At 65.6% G+C, this 20,891-nt stretch carries 19 protein-coding genes; 11 read left to right on the top strand and 8 right to left on the bottom strand.

Annotated elements, in window-relative coordinates:
• The 4 genes from IC66_RS0134630 to IC66_RS0134615 form a co-directional block, all read left to right on the top strand.
• On the top strand, positions 1-635 hold a 635-nt coding region (locus IC66_RS0134630; RefSeq protein ID WP_038950718.1), incomplete at its 5' end, for a sensor histidine kinase.
• Complete coding sequence (locus tag IC66_RS0134625) at positions 632-1,156, top strand: HPr kinase/phosphorylase (RefSeq protein ID WP_038950717.1); 525 nt, start codon at positions 632-634, stop codon at positions 1,154-1,156. The genes IC66_RS0134630 and IC66_RS0134625, both read left to right, overlap by 4 nt.
• Before the next feature lie 133 nt (positions 1,157-1,289).
• Positions 1,290-1,691 (top strand): PTS sugar transporter subunit IIA, encoded by a 402-nt coding sequence (locus IC66_RS0134620; RefSeq protein ID WP_007597752.1) that lies wholly within the window; start codon positions 1,290-1,292, stop codon positions 1,689-1,691.
• A complete protein-coding gene (locus IC66_RS0134615; RefSeq protein WP_028139808.1) occupies positions 1,688-2,005 on the top strand; it encodes an HPr family phosphocarrier protein in 318 nt (105 codons plus the stop codon). The genes IC66_RS0134620 and IC66_RS0134615 overlap by 4 nt, the downstream gene beginning before the upstream one ends.
• Before the next feature lie 170 nt (positions 2,006-2,175).
• Here IC66_RS0134615 and IC66_RS0134610 read toward each other — a convergent pair whose 3' ends face one another.
• The gene (locus tag IC66_RS0134610; RefSeq protein ID WP_038950716.1) at positions 2,176-3,801 is read right to left on the bottom strand and encodes a glycosyltransferase family 39 protein; all 1,626 of its coding nucleotides are present in this window, start codon (positions 3,799-3,801) and stop codon (positions 2,176-2,178) included.
• Between the two features lie 114 nt (positions 3,802-3,915).
• On the opposite strand from IC66_RS0134610, the gene lepA reads away from it, so the two are divergent.
• Positions 3,916-5,727 (top strand): translation elongation factor 4, encoded by a 1,812-nt coding sequence (lepA, locus tag IC66_RS0134605; protein ID WP_028139806.1) that lies wholly within the window; start codon positions 3,916-3,918, stop codon positions 5,725-5,727.
• Positions 5,728-6,124: 397 nt separating this feature from the next.
• Positions 6,125-7,345, top strand: coding sequence for an MFS transporter (locus IC66_RS0134600; RefSeq protein WP_038950714.1), 1,221 nt, complete (start codon positions 6,125-6,127; stop codon positions 7,343-7,345).
• A 44-nt stretch (positions 7,346-7,389) separates the two neighbouring features.
• Here the strand turns inward: IC66_RS0134600 and IC66_RS0134595 are convergent, their stop codons facing one another.
• From IC66_RS0134595 to IC66_RS0134575, 5 genes are read right to left on the bottom strand one after another with little or no spacing between them, the layout of a single operon-like run.
• The gene (locus IC66_RS0134595) at positions 7,390-8,622 is read right to left on the bottom strand and encodes an efflux RND transporter periplasmic adaptor subunit (protein WP_038950713.1); all 1,233 of its coding nucleotides are present in this window, start codon (positions 8,620-8,622) and stop codon (positions 7,390-7,392) included.
• Between the two features lie 2 nt (positions 8,623-8,624).
• The gene (locus IC66_RS0134590; RefSeq protein ID WP_038950712.1) at positions 8,625-10,988 is read right to left on the bottom strand and encodes an ABC transporter permease; all 2,364 of its coding nucleotides are present in this window, start codon (positions 10,986-10,988) and stop codon (positions 8,625-8,627) included.
• Positions 10,989-10,993: 5 nt separating this feature from the next.
• Entirely contained in the window at positions 10,994-11,701 is a 708-nt protein-coding gene (locus IC66_RS0134585) for an ABC transporter ATP-binding protein (RefSeq protein WP_028139802.1), read from the bottom strand.
• A 52-nt stretch (positions 11,702-11,753) separates the two neighbouring features.
• Positions 11,754-12,428, bottom strand: coding sequence for a methyltransferase family protein (locus IC66_RS0134580; protein ID WP_038950711.1), 675 nt, complete (start codon positions 12,426-12,428; stop codon positions 11,754-11,756).
• Positions 12,428-12,679, bottom strand: coding sequence for a DUF2933 domain-containing protein (locus IC66_RS0134575; protein WP_028139800.1), 252 nt, complete (start codon positions 12,677-12,679; stop codon positions 12,428-12,430). The genes IC66_RS0134580 and IC66_RS0134575 overlap by 1 nt, the downstream gene beginning before the upstream one ends.
• Before the next feature lie 180 nt (positions 12,680-12,859).
• Here IC66_RS0134575 and IC66_RS0134570 point away from each other — a divergent pair, with 180 nt between their 5' ends.
• A complete protein-coding gene (locus IC66_RS0134570) occupies positions 12,860-13,108 on the top strand; it encodes a hypothetical protein (protein WP_028139799.1) in 249 nt (82 codons plus the stop codon).
• Positions 13,109-13,265: 157 nt separating this feature from the next.
• Here the strand turns inward: IC66_RS0134570 and IC66_RS0134565 are convergent, their stop codons facing one another.
• Entirely contained in the window at positions 13,266-13,712 is a 447-nt protein-coding gene (locus tag IC66_RS0134565; protein ID WP_157158140.1) for a hypothetical protein, read from the bottom strand.
• A gap of 497 nt (positions 13,713-14,209) precedes the next feature.
• Here IC66_RS0134565 and IC66_RS0134560 point away from each other — a divergent pair, with 497 nt between their 5' ends.
• Positions 14,210-15,361 carry an acyl-CoA dehydrogenase family protein gene (locus tag IC66_RS0134560; RefSeq protein ID WP_038950709.1) on the top strand — a complete coding sequence of 384 codons (1,152 nt, stop codon included), beginning with the start codon at positions 14,210-14,212 and terminating at the stop codon, positions 15,359-15,361.
• 59 nt (positions 15,362-15,420) lie between these two features.
• Here the strand turns inward: IC66_RS0134560 and IC66_RS0134555 are convergent, their stop codons facing one another.
• Positions 15,421-17,589, bottom strand: a complete 2,169-nt coding sequence (locus IC66_RS0134555) for a putative bifunctional diguanylate cyclase/phosphodiesterase (RefSeq protein WP_038950708.1) — start codon at positions 17,587-17,589, stop codon at positions 15,421-15,423.
• A 559-nt stretch (positions 17,590-18,148) separates the two neighbouring features.
• Between IC66_RS0134555 and mepA the strand changes: the two genes are divergently transcribed.
• The 3 genes from mepA to modA all read left to right on the top strand — a co-directional run bounded on the left by mepA (position 18,149) and on the right by modA (position 20,883).
• Positions 18,149-19,093: a penicillin-insensitive murein endopeptidase gene (gene mepA, locus IC66_RS0134550; protein ID WP_028139795.1), complete on the top strand. Its 945-nt coding sequence runs from the start codon at positions 18,149-18,151 to the stop codon at positions 19,091-19,093.
• Between the two features lie 306 nt (positions 19,094-19,399).
• The gene (locus IC66_RS0134545) at positions 19,400-19,903 is read left to right on the top strand and encodes a hypothetical protein (RefSeq protein WP_038950707.1); all 504 of its coding nucleotides are present in this window, start codon (positions 19,400-19,402) and stop codon (positions 19,901-19,903) included.
• Positions 19,904-20,097: 194 nt separating this feature from the next.
• On the top strand, positions 20,098-20,883 hold the full coding sequence (modA, locus tag IC66_RS0134540; protein ID WP_038950706.1) for a molybdate ABC transporter substrate-binding protein: 786 nt from the start codon (positions 20,098-20,100) through the stop codon (positions 20,881-20,883).
• Positions 20,884-20,891 lie beyond the last annotated feature (8 nt).

Genomic DNA, 20,891 nt, shown 5'->3' with positions numbered 1-20,891 from the left:
CGCTGCCGCTGGCGCGCAACGAGAACAGCCGTGCGCGCCTGCTCGAGGTGATCGAGCACGACGTCAAGCGGCTCGACCGCCTGATCTCCGATATCTCCGACGCCAGCCGCCTCGATGCCGAATTGCAGCGCCAGGACGCGATCCCGGTCGATTTGCGCCGCCTGCTGACGACGCTGGTGTCCGTCGCCAACGAGACCAAGCTCGGCCACGACGTCGCGGTCGAGACGCGCTTCGAGGGCCGCAGCCCGACCGACACCTTCGCCGTGTCCGGCCACGATTCACGGCTCGGACAAGTGGTCTCCAACCTGCTGTCCAACGCGCAGTCGTTCTCCGAACCCGGCAGCAAGGTGCGCCTCACCTGCCGCCGCGCGCGCTCCGAGATCGAGATCGTGGTCGACGACGACGGCCCCGGCATTCGCGACGACGCGCTGGAACGCATCTTCGAGCGCTTCTACACCGACCGTCCGCATCAGGGTTTTGGCCAGAACTCCGGCCTCGGCCTGTCGATCTCCAAGCAGATCATCGACGCCCATGGCGGGCGCATCTGGGCCGAGAACCGCGCAGGCCCGCCGGATGAGGAGGGCGTGCCGACGGTCGCAGGCGCGCGCTTCGTGGTGAGGCTGCCGGCGCTATGAACGACGGCGGGCCCAGCGTTCACGCCTCCGCAGTCAAGGTCGGACATCGGGCGGTGCTGATCCGCGGTCCCTCGGGCTCCGGCAAGTCGCGCCTTGCCTTCGATTTGATCATGGCCGGACGCTCGGGCGTGGTCGAAAGGGCCGTTCTGGTCGGGGATGACCGTGTCCATCTGGCGACAGTCGGCGATGAAATTGAAGTCCGCCCCGCGCCGGTATTGGCTGGCCTGATCGAGATCCGGGGCCTCGGGATCCGCCACTGCGACTTCGTGGAGCATGCGACCGTCGGTCTCGTGGTCGATCTGGATGCCGCGGACGCCGAGCGCCTGCCTGCGACGGAATCGCTGAAAACCATCATTTCCGGTGTCGAAATACCGCGAATCCCTGTTGGCCGCGGATATTCACCCCTCCCACTGGTTGTCGCGGCCTTGACCACTACCAAGAGTTCATCTTCCGTTAACCCTTCAGGCGATTGTTTGAAGGGAAATGGTAACCATATGAACCCCACTATCGCGACCGAATAGACCGGCGCAGCTCCCCTCATCCATCCGTCTAGATTCAGGGAGATACGCAACATCCCCTCTTGCGCAGGGGCTCTGGATGGTCAAAGTGGCGCGTTCGTGCGGTGCACCAAAAGCGCCCGCGAGGAGTTTTCCGATGATTGGTCTAGTACTTGTGACCCACGGGCGCCTTGCCGACGAATTCAAGGCAGCGCTTGAACATGTCATGGGCCCACAAAAGCAAATCGAAGCGATCACGATCGGTGCCGAAGATGATTCCGATCTCTGCCGAAGTGACATCATCGAGGCGGTTAACCGCGTCGATTCCGGCGACGGCGTTGCGATCCTCACCGACATGTTCGGCGGCACGCCGTCGAACCTTGCAATATCCTGCATGAGCCGGCCCAAGGTCGAAGTGCTCGCGGGCATCAACCTGCCCATGCTGGTCAAGCTCGCCAAGGTGCGCGAGGAGCGTCCGCTGCCCGACGCGATCGCGATGGCCCAGGAAGCGGGACGCAAATACGTCACCATCGCCAGTCGCGTGCTCGCCGGCAAATGAGCGACGAGGCGCCACAAGCGGGGACAGGCGTGCCCGCGGGCGCGATCTCCAAGGACCTCCTGATCATCAACAAGCGCGGCCTGCATGCCCGCGCCTCCGCGAAATTCGTCCAGGCTGTCGAGCGCTTCGATGCGCAGGTCTGGGTGACGCGCGGTGGCGAGACGGTTGGCGGCACCTCGATCATGGGCCTGATGATGCTTGCCGCCGGACCGGGCACGACGATCACCGTCGCCGCCGCTGGCACGGATGCGGAAGCCGCGCTCGCGGCGATCACCGAGCTCGTTGAAAGCAAGTTCAACGAGGAAGGGGTTTAGGCCCCTCTCGCGCTACACGCTCAGTGCCGTAGGGTGGGCAAAGCGACTTGTCCGCCGAAGCCCGGAGGGCGAAGGCGGAAGCGTGCCCACGACTTTTCTGCGATTAGCGCGAGATGGTGGGCACGGCGCTTCGCGCCTTTGCCCACCCTACGAGACCGAGAACGTCGCAATCACTTCGCCGGTGGCGCGATGTAGACGTTCCAGCTCATCGCCGGGCCGGCCTTGCCGTGGGTGAAGCGGCGCGTGGTCATCACCACGCGCTCGGCGGTCGGCGCGACCTCCGAAATCCACTTCTCGAACTTGGGCAGGCGTTCGTCGGTCGCATCGAACACGCCGATGAAGCCGTATGTCTTGACGTCGTCGAGCGAGGTCAGCCCGGACGCCCAGGCCTCGTTCGGCGTGAACGGGCTGGGGTGATCGGGGCTGTAGAACACCATCGGCTGGATCGTCTCCATCGTCCCCGCAACGACCGCCCAGCGCGAGGCGAAGCGCGCGTGCCAGGCCTGGGTCAGCTCGCGCGCGAGCTCGGAGCGCGCGCCATAGGTCGCCGTGTTGCCGGCATTGGCCGTCATCTCGCGCGCGGCGATCCAGGGCGAGGCGGCGAGCGTGGCAACGCTGAGCACGAGCCAGATCGCGGCGATGTTGAACAGGCTCGCACCCTGCACCCGCAGCGTGGGAATCGCGACCAGCGCGAGCGGCACCAGGAAGAACAGCGAGATGCCCCAATCGGTCTTCAGGTAGACGCCGAAGACCAGCGCGCCGAGCGGCGGGCCGAATGCGACGATGATCTGGATCATCCACACGTTCAGCGCCTGCGAGACATTGACGCCCGGATTGGCGCCGCGCGCCCAGGCGCGCGTGACGATACGCAAGGGCGCGCGCAGCAACAATGTGAACGACGGCGGCACCAGCGCCATCGCGAGCCCGGCCAGCGCCACCGGCAATGCCAGCAGCCCGAGATTATGCAGCATGTAGCCGGTGACGAGCTGATGCACCTGGCCGCTGTCCGCGAGGCTGTAGGTGTCGCCGGCATAGGTCAGCGGCACGAAATGCGCCTCGGCCAGCCAGACCACGTGCGGGATCATCGCCACGACCATCGTCACGATCGCGACCCACGGCGCCGGCGATACCAAAAATCTCATCCGCTCCGGATGGATCAGCGCGGCGAGCCCGATGGCGCCGATCATGGTCAGCACCCAGTATTTGGTCATCAGCGCCAGCGCGCCGGCAAGGCCGAGCAGGACTCCGGACCGCCAGCTCCGCTTCTCGAACGCGTTGAGATAGGCGAGCACCAGCAGCGGCAGGGTGACGAGCTGGAGCAGATCCGGGTTGTACTTGAACCCCTTGAAATTGAAGATCGGGTAGAGCGCGACCATCACCACGACCAGGAACGCGCGCCGCGCGTCCACCACGCGCAAGGCAACCAGCCAGCAGATCACCATGCCGGCGCTGACCGTCGCCATCGCCAGCGCATAGGTCGCCCAGTCCGCCGCCGGGAACACCTTGAACCAGAGCCCGGCGACCCAGCCCGACAGCGGCGGATGCTTGCCATAGCCCCATAGGAATTTCTGGCCCCAGCCATAGGCCTCTGCGACGTCCATGTGAACGTCCTGCGCGGCCTTCAGATTGATCAGGATGAGGGTCCAGAGCACCGCATGGAGGATGGCGAGCTGGATCACCAGCCACAATCTCGCCTCGGGGCGGACCGCGCAGGCAACCAGCCAGGCCCGGAAGCGGCCAAAGCTCAGGCGGGCCTTCGTGCGCACTTCAGGGGAGGGAAGAGACGTGGTCGACATGGGCGCTTGCCTAGCGCGTTTTGGCCCATCTTGGAATCAGCTTGGCGTGAACAAAGGCCCTGAAATTACAGCAATATGGTTGCCGCACGGGGATGTGAGTGGTATCCCGCGCCCATGACGACCGTCCCCATTTCCAACATCCGCAATTTCTCCATCGTCGCCCATATCGACCATGGCAAATCGACGCTGGCCGACCGTCTGATCCAGATGACCGGCGGCCTCTCCGACCGCGAAATGGCGGGCAAGGAGCAGGTGCTCGATTCCATGGACATCGAGCGCGAGCGCGGCATCACCATCAAGGCGCAGACCGTGCGGCTCTCGTACCGCGCCAAGGACGGCAAGGACTACATCTTCAACCTGATGGACACGCCCGGCCATGTCGACTTCGCCTACGAAGTCTCGCGGTCGCTGGCGGCCTGCGAAGGTTCCCTGCTGGTGGTCGACGCCAGCCAGGGCGTCGAAGCGCAGACGCTCGCCAACGTCTACCAGGCGCTCGACAACAATCACGAGATCGTCCCGGTCCTGAACAAGGTCGACCTGCCCGCGGCCGAGCCCGAGAAGATCAAGCAGCAGATCGAGGACGTCATCGGCATCGACGCCTCCGACGCGGTGATGATCTCGGCCAAGACCGGCCTCGGCGTGCCCGACGTGCTGGAAGCCATCGTCACCCGCCTGCCGCCGCCGAAGGGCGACCGGAGTGCGACCTTGAAGGCGCTGCTGGTCGACAGCTGGTACGACGTCTATCTCGGTGTCGTCGTTCTCATTCGCGTCGTCGACGGCGTCATGAAGAAGGGCAGCCGCGTGCGCATGATGGGCACGGGCGCCGCCTATGACGTCGAGCGCGTCGGCTTCTTCACACCGAAGATGCAGCAGGTCGACGAGCTCGGCCCCGGCGAGATCGGCTTCATCACCGCCGCGATCAAGGAAGTCGCCGACACCCGCGTCGGCGACACCATCACCGACGACAGGAAGCCTGTCACCGAAATGCTGCCGGGCTTCAAGCCGGCAATCCCCGTGGTGTTCTGCGGCCTGTTCCCGGTCGACGCCGACGATTTCGAAACGCTGCGCGGCGCCATGGGCAAGCTGCGCCTCAACGACGCCAGCTTCTCGTTCGAGATGGAGACCTCGGCCGCACTCGGCTTCGGCTTCCGCTGCGGCTTCCTCGGACTTCTGCATCTCGAGATCATTCAGGAGCGGTTGTCGCGCGAGTTCGATCTCAATCTGATCGCGACCGCGCCGAGCGTCATCTACAAGATGAAGCTCACCGACGGCCAAGAGATCGAGATCCACAATCCCGTCGACATGCCCGACGTGGTCAAGATCGCCGAGATCCAGGAGCCCTGGATCGAGGCCACGATCATGACACCCGACGAATATCTCGGCAGCGTGCTGAAGCTGTGTCAGGACCGCCGCGGCTCGCAGAAGGAGCTCACTTACGTCGGCTCCCGCGCCATGGTGAAATACGATTTGCCGCTCAACGAGGTCGTGTTCGACTTCTACGACCGCCTCAAGTCGGTCTCCAAGGGCTACGCCTCGTTCGACTATCATCTCACCGACTACAAGCCGGCCGACCTCGTCAAGATGCAGATCCTCGTCAACAACGAGCCGGTCGACGCGCTCTCGATGCTGGTCCATCGCACCCGCGCGGAGGGGCGCGGCCGCGCCATGGTCGAGAAGATGAAGGAGCTGATCCCGCCGCACATGTTCCAGATCCCGATCCAGGCGGCGATCGGCGGCAAGGTGATCGCCCGCGAGACGGTGCGCGCCCTGCGCAAGGACGTCACCGCAAAATGCTACGGCGGCGACATCACGCGTAAACGAAAACTTCTGGAGAAGCAGAAGGAAGGCAAGAAGAAGATGCGGCAGTTCGGCAAGGTCGACATCCCGCAGGAAGCCTTCATTGCCGCGCTGAAGGTGGATAGCTGAGGCGGGGGTAAGCTTTCACAGTCACATCAGCCGCCGTCATGCCCGGGCTCGTCCCGGGCATTTGCGTTTTGGCCGGGACCCGGCGAAACAAAAATATCGAAAACAACCCCATGCACATTAGGCGAAGGCTCGTCTGGATTGGAGTTTTCGATTTTTAGAAATCAATTTGACCCATCGGGCAAAACAGTGGCACGATGGCATTGCGCAATTGCGCATCTGAGAATCCATCGTACAGCAGGCAACACGGAGAGATGGATTCCGGGTTCGCGCCAAGTGGCGCGCCCCGGATGACGACGGGTTACGAAAACGCGCAGCCGCCAGCCTTGCCCTCCGCCGTCTGATAGGCCACCATCCCTCCCGCGCCTCACCAACAAAGCCAACAGCGCTGAGGAAACGCATGAGCAAGGCATCACGCTTCGACTATGGCTGGGTCGTGGTCGCTGCAGGCGCGTTGATGACCTGTGTGGGCTTCGGCACGATGCTGTCGCTGGCTGTGTTCCTGCAGCCGATTTCGGAAGCGATGGGCTGGTCGCGCGCCGGAGTGTCGGCGGCGGCGACGCTGGATTTCCTTTGCATGGGCGTGGCCGCGTTCCTGTGGGGCGCGCTATCGGACCGGTTCGGCACCCGCATCGTGGTGCTCGCGGGAAGCGTTCTGCTGGGGCTCGGTCTCGTCACGGCGAGCCAGGCGACAAGCCTGTGGCAATTCCAGCTTTGCTTCGGCGTGCTGATCGGCATTGCCGCCGGCAGCTTCTACGCACCGATGATGGCGCTCGCGAGCGCGTGGATCGAGACAAACCGCAGCCTTGCGGTGGCGCTGGTTTCCGCCGGCATGGGCGTGTCGCCGGTGACGATCGCGCCGACTGCGAGCTGGCTGATCACGGCCTATGACTGGCGCACCGCGATGCTGGTGATCGGCATCGCTTCGTGGGCGCTGCTGATCCCGGCATGCTTCCTGGTGCGTCCGGCGCCGGTGGCGGCGGGCGCCGCCACGGCAGACGCAACACCGGAGGTCGAGCTGACCGCGGCGCAGGCGCTGCGCACGCCGCAATTCATCGCGCTCGCGGCGGCTCATTTCGCCTGCTGCGCGGCGCATTCCGGCCCGATCTTCCACATGGTGTCCTATGCGATGGTGTGCGGCATCGCCCCGCTCACGGCGGTGACGGTCTACAGCGTCGCCGGCGTCTCGGGCCTCGGCGGACGTCTGTTGCTGGGCGCGCTGGCCGATCGCATCGGCGCGAAGCCCGTGCTGGTCGGCGGCCTGCTCGTGCAGGCGATGTGCATCGCGACCTATCTCGCAGTGGCGCAGCTCGGCGAATTCTACGCGCTCTCGGTGGTGTTCGGCCTCGCCTATGGCGGGGTGATGCCGCTCTATGCGGTGCTGGTCCGCGAATTTTTCGGCGCGCGCGTCATGGGCACCGTGTTCGGCGCGGTGTCGGCGTTCGCCAGCCTCGGTATGGCGCTCGGACCGTGGGCCGGCGGGCTCGTGTTCGACAATTTCCAGCGCTACACATGGCTGCACGCCGGCTCCTTCGCGATCGGGCTCGCCGCCGTCGCGGTGGCACTGAGCTTCCCGACGAAACGCAGGCCATCGCTCGACCTCGGCCGCGCTGCGGCCTGACACCTGCATATCGCTCTCCTCGGCAGCGTGCCGGCGCGGGCCCTCTATTCTCTTTGCGCGATCCTAGTTTCATCGGCGATCCGGTCACTTGGATGCAGCACGACGCGGTCTCCGGCAACGAGACCCGAGAGAACCTCCGCGAGGCGGTTGTTGCGGTGGCCGATCTGGACGAGAGTCGTCCGGGCCCGGCCGTTCTGCTCGACAAAAACGGCCCACTGATCGCCTCTCCGGAACAAAGCGCTTACCGGCACGGACAGGGCGTCCTGGGCGCTCCATGTCGTCACATGCACAACGACGCGGTAGTCGTGGCCAAGCGAGGCCCAATTCTCTGGCGGGTCGCTGAAATCGATGGTGACCCGGACCCGCTGTTCCTCGATACCCAGCGCCGAAACCTTCAGGAAGCCGGCGGGGTCGACACGGACCACCTTGCCCCTGATCGGCTGCCCGCCCCAGCCGTCGATCCGCACGGGCGCGCCAACCTTGATCTGCACGGCATCGATCGACAGCAGGTCAGCCACAACCTCCAGATCGAGCGGGTTGCCGATGTCGATCAACGACGTCCCGGGCAGAACCGTCGCCTCGCTGTCCTGGATAATCTTCAGCACCCGTCCGCTCGCCGGCGCGAGCACGCGGACGCAGCACATCGGCTCCGCTGACGGCGCGGCATTGGCAGGGTCCATCAGCCGCGCCGCAAGACTGGTGCGCACTGCGCGACGCATCTCGATCTGAGCCTTCGCACTAGCCAGGGCGGCTTCGTTGGTGGCGACCTCGAATTTCGCCTTGTCGAAGGCCTGAGCCGAGGTGGACTGCGTCCGCAGCAGCGTCTGCGCCCGCTGGAACTCGGTCCGGGAGAAGTCCAGCGCGGCCTCGATCCGCTTCACTTCGGCCTCCTGCTGCTGAATGGCCGCATCGGCAGCCAGCACCTCGGCCTGAAGCTGGTCGCGCGAGCGCACGTCGATGAATCCCGGCAGCGTCGGCTGCATGAGAGCGACGACGGTCTGGTTGGCGGACACCTCGTCGCCGACGTGAAGCGAAGGTCCCTGCTCGCCGAGCGGATGCGAAATCCTGAGGACCTTTCCAGCGATGGGCGCCGAGACCGTGTAGACGTGGCGAACATGCGTCTTGCCGTCATCGTCCGCGGTAACTTCGATCGGACCCTTGGCCAGGGTTGCGAGATCGACCAGAACCGGGCGCGGCCAAGCAAACCAGGCCAGCCCGCTCGCGATGGCGGCTAGAAGCGCAGCGCCGATGAAACGTTTGGTCCAGTTGGCCGACATGGCTAGTCTCGCGTCTTGAGGACCGCGACGAGGTCCAGTTTGTCGATGCGTTCGCGGATGACCGCGGCGGAGGCGACGGCAGCCAGCACCACGACGGAAGTCGCGATGACGTAGGTGGAATGCTCGACGACGAGGCGGACACGCATCAGCTCGCCGGCCAGATTGGACTTCATCACCCATGCAAGCCCATAGCCCATCACCCAGCCCGGCGGCTGCGCTATCAGGGTGAGGATGGCGAGTTCGAGCAGGAGGATGCGCAGCACCTCGCCGCGCGTGAAGCCAAGCACGCGCAGGCTCGCCAGCTCGCGCGCCCGTTCGGACAGTGAGATTCGGGCGTTGTTGTAGACCACGCCAAACGCGATCACGGCGGCGAGACCGGTGTAGATGCTCGCCATTGTGGTGACGAGCAGTGCGACCGTATTGCGGAAGTTCGCGAGCGAGACACGCTGCAGCGCCACGCCGCCAACCGTCGGCATGGACTTCACCGCCGCGTAGAAATCCTCCCTCCGGCTCTCGTCGAGGCTGAGGTTCACACTGCTCACGACCGGCGCTTCACGCATAAGCTTGCGGAGCGCCCCAATCTCCATCATTCCCCTGATGCCGAAATAATCCTCGACCGTCGCCACGACCGGCGTCGTGACCCTGCGACGGGCGCCCTCCAGCATATCGAGTTCGACGGTGTCACCGGCGCGGACGCCGAGGATCTGAGCTAGCATGCCGGACAGCGCAAGGCCCGTCTCGGGCAGCGCGACCGGATGAAGGTCGGCGTCGATGATACGCCGCAAGTCTGCATCGGCGGGCCGGCCGCTGATCATGATCCGGCGTTCGACGTTGCCGTGGCGAATCCGGACGGGCACCTCTCGGAACGGTTCGGCCGAGAGAACGCCCGGCAGTCGGCTCACCTGCTCCACCACGTTCGCGATGCGCTTCTCGGCAAAGCCGATGGTCGCATCCTGCCGGTCGGCGAGGAAGTAGGTTACGTCGATCAGGTGCTCCATCGAGTCCCGCGTGAACAACGAGACGACCAGGATGGCCGTGGCCAGCGCCATGCCAAGCGCCGTGAACGCGGCGCGCGCAGGATGCCGCGCGATGTTGCGTATCATCATGAGCGTCGGCCGCGATACGATCTGGTCGAGCTGAATGCTTGCCGGCAACAGCCGCCGATAGACCGGCGGCGCGGGCGGTTGCATTGCAACGGCCGGCGGCAGCTTGACCACGTCCCGCAGCGCCCGCAGCGCGCCGATGGCAGCGGCAGCCGCGCTGAGCGCGCCGGCGGTGACGTACAGATCCGGCGCCTTCGCGAATACCAGGAACGGAAAGTGGAAGAAGTCGCCGAACAGGGCGGTGACGCGCAATCCGAGCCAGGTGCCGGCGACGCCGCCCAGGAGAATTCCGGTCGCAACGATCAATGCCACGAACTTCAGATAATGCAGCACGACGCTGCGGTCCGAATAGCCGAGCGCCTTGAAGAGGCCGATCTGTTCGCGCTCGAGCGCGACCAGCCGGGTCAAAGTGAGGTTGACCAAGAACGCGGCCACCAGCAGAAAGATCGGTGGCAACGTGCGGCTCATGTTGTTGAGCATGTCGAGTTCATGATCGAGCCAGGCGTGCGAGGTCTGGTCCTTCCGGCCATGCGCCGCCTGCCCGCCATACGGGTCGAGCAACGCGTCGACCCGCGCGATCACGTCGCGCTCCGACGCCCCAGGCTGCAGCTTGACTGACACCGCCGAGAAAGCGCCATCGAGATCATAGACACTGGCGAGCGACTTCTCCGACATCCAGACGATGGCGTAGCGGCGATCGTCCGGCATCAGATCGCCAGGGCCGACGGTGTAGACGAATTCGGGTGACAACGCGGTGCCGACAATCACGAGTTCGCGCTTCTTGCCATTCAGGATGGCCGAGAACCGCGCCCCTTCCGAGAAGCCGTGAGCCCGGGCGAACGGCTCGTTGACGACCACCTCCTCCGTCCGTCCCGACTCCGGGAACCGTCCGGACCGCATGTAGAGCCGGTTCAGATGCGCTTCGCCGTTGTCGGGCAGCGAGACGAACTGCGCGCTGGCCGGCTCCGGGAAGCCGGGAATGTCGAGCAGCGCCGGCTTAGCGATACGAGCATCGACGGCGGCGACGCCGGGGATCTCGCCGATCCTACCGGTGAGCGCCTTGGGCGCGCGCTTCGCTTGGGCGAACACGTCGGCGAAGCCGTAACGTTCGTAGTATGCGATCCGGGTTTCCTCGAGCGAGCGATGGGAGCCGACCGCGAGCACCAGCGTCGCAACGCCGCCGCCGACGACCAGCGCGACGGCGAGCACCTGCGCCCAGAGCCTTCTGACGTCGCGAAACAGCTTGATATCGAGCACCGTCATGGCCGTCACCAGGTGAGCTCGGCGGCTTGCCGCCGTCTCTCGTTGTTCTGAATCCGGGAGATCCGGCCGTCAGCGAAGAACAGCACCCGGTCGGCAACCTCCTGAATGCTGGCGTTGTGCGTGATGATGATAGTGGTGGTGCCGAGCTGCCTGTTCACCCCGAGCAGCGCTTCGATGACCCGAATGCCGGTCTTCGAGTCCAGCGCCCCGGTCGGCTCGTCGCACAGCAGCACGGCCGGTCGCTTCGCGATGGCGCGGGCAATTGCGACGCGCTGCTGCTCGCCGCCGGAGAGCTGGGCGGGGAAGTGATGCATCCGCTCTTCCAGTCCAACCAGTGCGAGGGCCTCGTCGGGCCGCATCGGGTCCTGGGCGACTTCGGTCACCAGCGCAACGTTTTCATAGGCCGTAAGGCTCGGCACCAGATTGTAGAACTGGAAGACGAAGCCGATATGGTCCCGGCGATACCTGGTCAGTTCGCGATCTCCGAGATCCGTCAGGTCGAGATCGCGGAAGAACAGCCTGCCGCTGGTCGGGCGGTCGAGACCACCCATGATGTTGAGCAACGTGGTCTTGCCGCTGCCGGAGGGGCCGAGCAGCACGACCACTTCCCTCTCGGCGATTTCGAGGCCGACATCGTTGAGGGCGTGAACCATCACCTCGCCGGAGACGTAGGTCTTGGTCAGGGCTTTCGCGGTGAAGACAGGCTCGCTCATCGACGTCCTTTCGAGCCTCCATCGTCATCCGACGGAATCTTCCTCCTCAAAGTCAGCCGAGACGATAGCCGCCGGAAGAGCCGCGGCCGAACAGCCGACGGGGATGGGGTATGAAGGCCGGGACTTCCGAAGCGTACTTCGCGTAGGCCTCGCCGAATTCGGCCCGGGCGTCCCGCTCCTCGTCTCGAGCGAGCTTGACGTACATGACGGTCAGGACGGGAAACATCGCCAGCGTGAGGATGGTCGGCCACTGCAACAGGAAGCCGAACATCACCAGCACGAAGCCGACATATTGCGGATGCCGCACGTAGCTGTAGGGGCCGGACGTCGCGAGTCTTCGGGTCTGCTGCGCGTCGTACAGCACCCGCCAGGCGGCAGAGATCAGGATGAACCCCGCACCGATGAAGATGAAGCTCAGGACGTGGAACGGTCCCGCGTGCGGATTGGTTTTCCAGCCGAACATCATCTCAAGCAGGTGGCCGGCATCATGCGAGAACCAGTCGACATTCGGGTAGCGCGACTGCAGCCAGCCCGACAGGAAATAGATGGTGAGCGGGAAACCGTACATCTCGACGAACAGCGCAACCAGAAACGCGCTGAACGCGCCGAACGAGCGCCAGTCGCGGGGCGTCTGCGGCTTGAAGAAGCTGTAGGCGAACAGGATGAACACCGCCGAATTGACGATGACGAGGCTCCAGAGACCGTAAGCTGGCGCGGTGTCGTGCATCACGCGCTCCCTCGATCGTTCGGCCGGCCGCCATGATGGTGCCCGTGTCCGCCATGCATGAAGATATGCATCAACGGACAGGCGAGGAGCGGCAGCCAAACCAGGAGCCCGAGCACATGGGCCCGATGCTCGGTGAACAGGAGCGCGCCGCCGATGACCAGGAACCCCGCCAGGACCAGCCCGGCCTTCGCTTTGGTGGACATGCCCTCCTGCGGGCGTTCGCCATACCCGAAATGGTTTTGGACGGTCATGATACGCTCCAGCGATCGATACAGCATAGGAGCAGCGCTGCCGTCATTGTTGACGCAGATCAACGGCTCATCGGTCCTGAGGGGCGGCCCTGGCCGCGCCAGGGTTCCGATTTGCGATTTCTCAAGATGGACTTTTCGCAGCAGCTTATCGTGAGGCTTCCGCAACCAGGGAGAACGACCATGATCACCAAGAAGCTTCTCGCCGCCGTCGGCGTGGTTTCCCTGCTGGCTGTTCCGGCAATGGCCGATAGCACCGACAAGGAAAAGAACGGTCATCACTACAGCGGTGGCCCCAAGACCGAAGTACCGCATCACATGGGCAAGAAGACAACAAGCGGCTCCTCGGCGAAGACCAGTTCGGGCGGTCATCATTACACGGGCGGACCGAACACCTCGTCGCCGCATCACATGGGCGACAAGACAAAGTGAATCTGTCTAGCGCCGGCGTGTAATGGTCTCAGGCTGGCTGCGACACCAGCCGCCGCCAGAGAGCTAACACAGGCGACACTTTATGGTCCGGATCGCTTTCGGAGCGCAGCCGGCGGACGAGGCCGCACCGCTGCCGCCGCGGGCCCGGGATCACCGATCAATTCACCGCTCGCAGCGCGGCCGTGAAGGCGGCGAGATCGGTTCGTGCCGTCTCGTCCGGAGCCCATGTCGGAAGGTCAGCAAGCTGCTCGATCACGCGGGCCCGATCCTGCGGCAGCAGGAAGCTCGCCCAGACCTCGCGCGTGTCGCGGATGGCGGCGGCGACCAGACGCGCGTTGGCGGATTTGCCCGCGCCCTGGATCGCCGCGCAGACGGTGCCCAGGATGAATTCGGCGGCGCTCCGGCGGAAGCCCGTAAATCCCTCCTGGCGGATGCGGGTGCGCTGCTCCGGCGCAAGGCTCGCCATGAACAGCTCGCCCGCAACCGCCTCGCGCGCCATTCCGCGGATGACAAAGTTCATCGCCGCCGCGTACTGATCGCCATAATCGGTCATGTTGCGCTGAAGCGTCGCAAGATCGGGCTGCGCCCCCCGGCTTCGAGCCATAGAGTGCGAACAGCTTGTAGGTCGCGTTGGCGGCGTCCATCCAGTCCATCAGCCAGCTCATGTCGCTCGCTTTCGCCGGCGGCAGCGCCCCCAGGGCCTCAACATCGAAGACGCGGCCGAGCAGCCCGGTGGTCTCCGGCCGGGTCAGGTCGGGTCGCTCCCCTTTTTTCGAAACGCCTTCGACGTAGACCCGGAACATCCGCGCGGCCTCGCCCGCGGCGGCGGCATCACGGGGCCCATCCTGCGCCAACGCCGGCGAAGCGAGCGCGAGCAGGACGATGAGGATTCTGACGATCGGCATGGGCAACCTCATCCGGCAAGATACGCGGTGCCGTTCGCCGCGATGGCGGCTGTTGGTCGCGAGGCGCGCCGCCGAGGTTCACGGCCGGGCCTTCTTGCGGCGGCGCGAGCGAAGAAGGCCGCACCTTGATCCTCCCCGTCAAATAGATCACCATTCCGTCCTCACCGCTCACGACAGAAGGGGCGAGGAAACGCGAATGTCGGAGCTTCCCGGACCTGATCTCGTCGAACGTGCCCGCGCCATCGCGCCGCTGATGGCGCGCGAAGCGGACGAGATCGAGCGGACACGGCGGCTGACGCCCTCCGTGGTCGCGGCGCTGATTGAGAACGGATTCTATCGCGCCCTGCTGCCACAGAGCCTGGGCGGTGCGGAAGTCCCCATCGAGATCTTCATGCAGATGCTGGAGGAGATCGCCAAGGCCGATGCCTCCACCGCATGGTGTCTCGGCCAGTGCAGCGTCTGCGCGATGATCGCGGCCTCGCTCGACCGCGATGCCGCGCAGGAGATCTTCAACACCGCGCCTGGAATCCTGGCGTGGGGCGCGATCGCGCACGAGGCGCGTGCAGTCGCGGGCGGTTACCGCGTCACGGCGCGGTGGGATTTCGCCTCCGGCTCCCGGCAGGCGAGCTGGCTGGGGGCGCATGTGCGCATCCTCAGCGCTGACGGGGCGTCGCGCAAAAATGCCGATGGCTCGCCGGAGGTGCGGACCATTCTGTTTCCTGCCGCAAGCGCGACGTTGCACGACGTCTGGCAGGCGATCGGGCTCGCCGGCACCGGCACCGATTCCTACGAGGTGAGCGACCTCTTCGTCCCCGAGCGCTTCACGGCGTTCCGCGACGTGCCGTCAGGCTTGCGCGAGACCGGCCCGCTCTACAGGATCGGCACCGGCGCTGCCTTCAGCCTCGGCTTTGCCGCGGTGTCGCTCGGCGTGGCACGCGCGACGCTGGATGCGGCGGTCGCGCTGGCGCGCGAAAAGCGCCCCTCGCTGACGGCCGGCGCGATGCGCGACAACGGGGCGGTGCAGGGCCTGGTCGGCCGCACCGAAGGCGATTTGCGCGCCGCGCGCGCCTATCTCTATGCGACCGCGACTGCGATGTGGCGCGACCTCTGTGCGACCGGTGAGTTCGGCGCAGCACACCGCAGCGCGGTGCGGCTCGCCGCGACCTGGACCATCCATCAATCAACAAAGGTGGTCGACACCGCCTATCACATGGCCGGGGCGACCGCGGTGTTTCGCAGCAACCCCTTCGAGCGCCGGTTTCGCGACATGCACGCCATCGCCCAGCAGATCCAGGCGCGCGATAGCCATTACGAGGATGTGGGAAAGGCGATCGTGGCGGGAGGTTGAAGGCCAATCGCAACGACGGTGAGCTCCCTCGCCCCGCCCTTCGCGGGGAGAGGTTAAGTTCACGCCACCAGCGCGGCATCCTCGTCTGCGCCATCGATGCCGCGCTGCGCGGCCAGCAGGCTGATGATCTCGGCGTTGGGCCGGGCCTTGCTGAACAGGAAGCCCTGGCCTTCGTCGCAGCCCTCGGTGCGCAGGCAGCTGAGCTCGGCTTCGGTCTCGACGCCCTCGGCCGTGATGGTGACCCCGAGGCCCTTGCCGAGGCTGACGATGGAGCGGATGATCGCCTGGGCCTCGCGGTTGGCACCGAGATCGCGGACGAAGGACTGGTCGATCTTGATCTTGTCGAAGGGAAAGCTGCGCAGATAGCTGAGGCTGGAATAGCCGGTACCGAAATCATCCATCGAGATGCGCACCCCGAGCGCGCGCAAGGCATGCAGCGTCGCCAGCACCTGCGCGCTCTTCTCCAGCAGCAGCGTTTCGGTGATCTCGAGCTCGAGGCGGCGCGGCGGCAGGCCGGAATGCTTTAGCGCGTCCGTCACGATCGAAAGCAGATTGCCGCTGCGGAACTGCAGCGGCGACAGATTGACCGCGACACGGACATCGTCCGGCCAGGTCGCGGCGTCCAGGCACGCCCGGCGCAGCATCAGCCCGCCGAGCGGATTGATCAGGCCGGTGTCCTCGGCAACCGGAATGAACTCCGCCGGCGAGATCATGCCGCGCTCGGCATGCGGCCAGCGCACCAGCGCCTCGAAGCCGGTGATGCGGCCGCTCTGGAGGTCGATTAGCGGCTGGTAATAGGGGCGCAGCACGTCGTTCTGGATCGCGTCGCGCAGCTCGACCTCGATCTTGCGGCGGCTCTGCGCTTTCGCATCGAGCGCGGCCTCGAAGAAGGCGAAGGTGCCGCGCGCGTCCAGCTTGGCGCGCGACAGCGCCATGTCGGCGCTCTTGAGCAGCTTTTCGGAATCATCGCCGTCGCCCGGCGCCATGGCAATGCCGATCGAGGCGCCGATCACCACGGAATGGCCGTCGAGCAGATAGGGATCGGCGATCGCCGCGAGCAGACGTTTTGCCAGCATCACCGCGTCCTCGGGACGCGCCAGGCCGCTCTGCACGATCGCGAACTCGTCGGAATTGAGCCGCGCCAGCGCGTCTTCCTCGCGCAGCGTCGAGCGCAGCCGCTTGGCGACGCCGCGCAGGAGCTTGTCGCCGACCGCATGTCCGAGCGTGTCGTTGACCGACTTGAAACTGTCGAGCCCCAGCATCAGCAGCGCGACCTTGTCGGTGCTGCGCCGCGTGTGCAGCAGCATCTCGTCGACCTGCTGGCGCAACAGGCTGCGGTTGGGCAGGCCGGTCAACCCGTCGTGCTGGGCCATGAAGGCGAGCCGCGCCTCGGCGCGCTTGCGTTCGGTGATGTCCATCAGCGCGAGCAGCACCGCCGGCCGCTCGGCATAGGTCAATTCCCGGGAATAGATCGCAAGGTCGATCAGCGCACCGTCGGCCTTGACGTGCTTCCAGGTGCGGCCGGCCTGCTCCTCGCCGGTCGGGTCGGCGGTCCAGGGCGGCTCGCTGTCGAAGGCCTGCAGGGAGCGGATCTTCAGTCGCTCGAACTCGGCGCGGCTGTAGCCGTAATGCGCGACCGCTGCGTCGTTGACGCCGAGGATGCACTCGTCGTCCAGCGCGCAGACGATCATGGGCACGGGATTGCCGTCGAACAGCAGGCGGAACGAGGCCTCGCGCTGCTTCAGCTCGGTGATGTCGACGCGCAGGCCGACGACGCCGCCATCGTCGGTCAGGCGCTCGTCGATCAGGATGACGCGGCCGTCCGACAGCTTCTGCTCGTGGCGCGCGCCGGGCTGATAGAGCCTTTGCAGCCGCTCGGCGATCCACTCGTCCTCATGGCCGATGGCCTCGGGGTAATCGCCGCGGGCAACGCCGATGCGCAGCGTGTCTTCGAGACGCGCGCCCTCTTCGAACAGATCGGCGGTCTTGCTGTAGATCTCGGCGTATTTCTTGTTCCAGAGGACGTAGCGGCCCTCGGCATCGAGAAACACGATGCCCTGCGGCAGGATGTCGACGGCCTGGCGCAGACGCTCATGGGATTTGCGCGCGTCCGCGATCGCAGCTTCCGCCTCGGCGCGGCTGCGCAGGACTTCATCGCGTTCCGAAAGAGCTCGCGGCGCGCGCGCGAAGCGTGGCTTGCGCGGCGATTGGCCAGCCCGGGCAAGCACGCTTTGCTTTCGTTTCCTTGTTTTTCGAGACCCCAAACCCAACTTCACTCGTCCCAGTCGCGCCCTGTGGCCGCAAGTCTTTGGGCACAAGTCTTGGGGCAAGTGTCTGAAAAAAAAGTAATCTTGGGTGCCCGCGCCAGCCAAGGCTCCGACTTGCGAGCACCGAGAGCCCGGCTCTGGTGCCTGTTTACGAGGCGCAAGCAGGCCGAGTGGCGCACCAGACCTGCGTCTTGGTCGCAATCGAAGAGAGCGATGGTGCAAAAACGCGCGCTCTCCATGAATCAATTCCGGGCGCGGGTCCGATTGCATACGGGATGGAAACGAACTCGGTTCCGCGCACGAATTTTGGTCAATGCAGGATACGGTTATTGCACCATTAAGAATCCGGCTGGCCCCGCGAAAAAACTACGACTTTTGGACAACCTTGTTGGATATGACATCGTCATGCCCGGACGCGCCTTCGCGCGGGGGCTGCGGCCGTCAAGACGCCGTGAGGTCGTCCGCCGCAGCACAGCCCGATTCTTACCCCCGACGCCGTGTTGGGTTATAAGGGCTGCGCATGAGTCCCCGCCGCTTCGCCCCTCTCCTGCTCGTCATGACGCTCCTGGCCGCCGGCGGCGCGCTGGCCCAGGACAAGGGCAGCGTCAACCCGAAGCCGCTGCCGCCGCTCGCCAATCCCAACGACCCCGATCTCGCCGCCAAGGAGCTGTTCGCGCGCAAGCTGCTGCCGGCGAAGGGGGCGGCCCATGTCATCGGCTCCTACACCAAGGGCTGCATCGGCGGCGCGGAGCAGATGCCGCTCAACGGCGACAATTGGCAGGTGATGCGGCTGTCGCGCAACCGCAGCTATGGCCACCCCGAGATGATCGCGCTGATCAAGCGGCTCGCGGCCAAAGCGCGCAAGGACGCGGGATGGCCGGGCATCCTGGTCGGCGACATCGCCCAGCCGCGCGGCGGCCCGGCACTGTCGGGCCATGCCAGCCACCAGATCGGTCTCGATGCCGACATCTGGCTGACGCCGATGCCGGACCGCCGCCTCTCGCGCGAGGAGCGCGAGGACATGTCGGCTGTGATGATGGTGCGCCACGACCGGCTCGACGTCGATCCAAAAGTGTTCACACCTGGCCATGTGCTGGTGCTGCGCGACGCGGCGCGGGAGCCGGCGGTGCAGCGCATCTTCGTCAACGCCGCGATCAAGAAGGCGCTGTGCCGCGAGGCCAAGGGCGACCGCGCCTGGCTGTCGAAGATCCGGCCCTGGTGGGGCCACGACTACCACTTCCACATCCGCATGCACTGCCCGCCAGGCGCCGGCGAATGCGAGGGCCAGCCGTCACAGGCCGAGGACGAAGGCTGCAAGCCCGCCGATCTCGCTTATTGGTTCTCCGACGCGGTGCTGCACCCCAAGCCGCCGCCGGAGCCGCCAAAGCCGAAACCGCCGATGACGCTGGCGCAGATGCCGGCGGCGTGCAAAGCGGTGCTGCACGCGGCGGATGCGAAGCCGTAAGGTACGCTGTCGCCCCACCCACCACTGTCGTCCCGGGGCGCGAAGCGAGCCCGGGATCCATAACCACAGGCCGTAAGATTGTCACTCCGAGTCTTCGCCAAATGCAATCCTGTGGCTATGGATCCCGGGCTCGCGCTACGCGCGCCCCGGGATGACGAACTCGTTGGTTGGTTCGTGTCGCGACAATGCGCTACGGTCGCCTCGCCGCTCAGCCGTAAGCCGCGGCATCCCGGGACGCGCCTCCCTTATCAACAAGACCTGACCGCAAGCCTCGCACTGGTCGCGTGGCCAATGATGGGATTTCACATGCGCGTCCTCGCCTTCCTCGCTGCGCTCTCGTTCAGCGCAACCTCCGCCCTCGCCGCTGAAGAGCCCAGCGGCTGCGACAAGTTCAAATGGCCGATCGAGCGGGAGCGCGCTGCGCTCACCGCGCCGGACCGCGCGACGCTCGCATCGGGCAGCGAGCAGGCGAGCTTGCCGTCCTCGGCCATCACGCTGGGGCTGGCGGCCTCGAGCGAGGCAAAACTGCCGACGCCGCCGGAGCGAGCGCCCAAGGACGGCACTTTTGCCGGCTTCACGAGCATCAAGTCCGCCAAGCCCGGGCTCTACACGATCAGCCTGTCCACCGGTGCCTGGATCGACGTGGTCCAGGATGGGCATGTCCTGAAGCCCTTGGCCTTCAGCGGCGCGACCGATTGCGGCGGCATTCGCAAGACCGTGAAATACGAGCTGTCGGCGCAGCCTTTCGTGCTCCAAATCAGCGGCGCCAAGGAGGATGCGGTCGCGATCGCGATCCTCCCGGTTCAATAGCGCTGTTTGCCGGACAAACGGCCACCCTTTGACCTGCGGCGCCAGCCTGCTATCTTCGCAATTGCGATATCCCTGCCGGCCGTAAGCCGCAGCCGGGCCCCGTGGAGCAGCGCTTCCACCCGTCGCGACCTGACCCACCAACGCCAGACCTGTGCGTGCATCTTGCGCGCGCGGACTCGCACGGAGCGCTCCCCATGTTACGTATTTCGGGGTTTTTCACCGCCCTCGTGATCCTCGCAAGCGCGAGCCTTTCGCCGGCCGCCGCCGAGGACAAGACCATCACCGTGTTCGCCGCGGCCTCGATGAAGAACGCGCTCGACGAGATCGACGCCGCCTACACCGCCAAGACCGGCGTCAAGTTCTCGGTCAGCTATGCCGCAAGCTCGGTGCTGGCGCGGCAGATCGAGCAGGGCGCGCCGGCCGATGTGTTCGTCTCCGCCGACACCGACTGGATGGATTACGCGATCTCCAGGAAGACCATCAACGAGCCCTCCAGAGTCAATCTGCTCGGCAACAGCATCGTGCTGATCGCACCGAAGGATTCCAAGATCGACAACGTCACCATCGCGCAAGGTTTCGACCTCGCCAAGCTCGCCGGCGACGGCAGGATCGCGACCGGCGACGTCAAGTCGGTGCCGGCAGGCAAATACGCCAAGGCCGCGCTCGAGAAGCTCGGCGCATGGCAGGCCGCAGAGCCGAAATTCGCGATGGCCGAGAGCGTGCGCGCCGCGCTGACGCTGGTGGCACGCGGCGAGGCCAACCTCGGCATCGTCTATGCCACCGACGCCAAGGTTGAGCCCGGCGTCAAGATCGTCGGCACCTTCCCTGCGGAGTCGCATCCCGCGATCGTCTATCCGGTCGCCGCGACCATGACGGCGAAGGACGGGACCAGCGGCTATCTCACCTTCCTGCGCTCCTCGGCCGCCAAGACCATTCTGGAAAAATACGGCTTCAAGTTCCTCGTCAGCCCGACAATCTGATATTCACC

Origin of the sequence: Bradyrhizobium genomosp. III, assembly GCF_000261705.1 — a bacterium.
GTDB classification, from domain to species: Bacteria; Pseudomonadota; Alphaproteobacteria; order Rhizobiales; family Xanthobacteraceae; genus Bradyrhizobium; species Bradyrhizobium ottawaense.
This window is presented reverse-complemented; position numbering and strand designations above follow the sequence as displayed.

Coding starts and splice junctions, on each gene's coding strand:
- IC66_RS0134625 (WP_038950717.1), top strand. CDS start 632: ATGAACGACGGCGGGCCCAGCGTTCACGCCTCCGCAGTCAAGGTCGGA.
- IC66_RS0134620 (WP_007597752.1), top strand. CDS start 1,290: ATGATTGGTCTAGTACTTGTGACCCACGGGCGCCTTGCCGACGAATTC.
- IC66_RS0134615 (WP_028139808.1), top strand. CDS start 1,688: ATGAGCGACGAGGCGCCACAAGCGGGGACAGGCGTGCCCGCGGGCGCG.
- IC66_RS0134610 (WP_038950716.1), bottom strand. CDS start 3,801: ATGTCGACCACGTCTCTTCCCTCCCCTGAAGTGCGCACGAAGGCCCGC.
- lepA (WP_028139806.1), top strand. CDS start 3,916: ATGACGACCGTCCCCATTTCCAACATCCGCAATTTCTCCATCGTCGCC.
- IC66_RS0134600 (WP_038950714.1), top strand. CDS start 6,125: ATGAGCAAGGCATCACGCTTCGACTATGGCTGGGTCGTGGTCGCTGCA.
- IC66_RS0134595 (WP_038950713.1), bottom strand. CDS start 8,622: ATGTCGGCCAACTGGACCAAACGTTTCATCGGCGCTGCGCTTCTAGCC.
- IC66_RS0134590 (WP_038950712.1), bottom strand. CDS start 10,988: ATGACGGTGCTCGATATCAAGCTGTTTCGCGACGTCAGAAGGCTCTGG.
- IC66_RS0134585 (WP_028139802.1), bottom strand. CDS start 11,701: ATGAGCGAGCCTGTCTTCACCGCGAAAGCCCTGACCAAGACCTACGTC.
- IC66_RS0134580 (WP_038950711.1), bottom strand. CDS start 12,428: ATGCACGACACCGCGCCAGCTTACGGTCTCTGGAGCCTCGTCATCGTC.
- IC66_RS0134575 (WP_028139800.1), bottom strand. CDS start 12,679: ATGACCGTCCAAAACCATTTCGGGTATGGCGAACGCCCGCAGGAGGGC.
- IC66_RS0134570 (WP_028139799.1), top strand. CDS start 12,860: ATGATCACCAAGAAGCTTCTCGCCGCCGTCGGCGTGGTTTCCCTGCTG.
- IC66_RS0134565 (WP_157158140.1), bottom strand. CDS start 13,712: ATGGCTCGAAGCCGGGGGGCGCAGCCCGATCTTGCGACGCTTCAGCGC.
- IC66_RS0134560 (WP_038950709.1), top strand. CDS start 14,210: ATGTCGGAGCTTCCCGGACCTGATCTCGTCGAACGTGCCCGCGCCATC.
- mepA (WP_028139795.1), top strand. CDS start 18,149: ATGAGTCCCCGCCGCTTCGCCCCTCTCCTGCTCGTCATGACGCTCCTG.
- IC66_RS0134545 (WP_038950707.1), top strand. CDS start 19,400: ATGCGCGTCCTCGCCTTCCTCGCTGCGCTCTCGTTCAGCGCAACCTCC.
- modA (WP_038950706.1), top strand. CDS start 20,098: ATGTTACGTATTTCGGGGTTTTTCACCGCCCTCGTGATCCTCGCAAGC.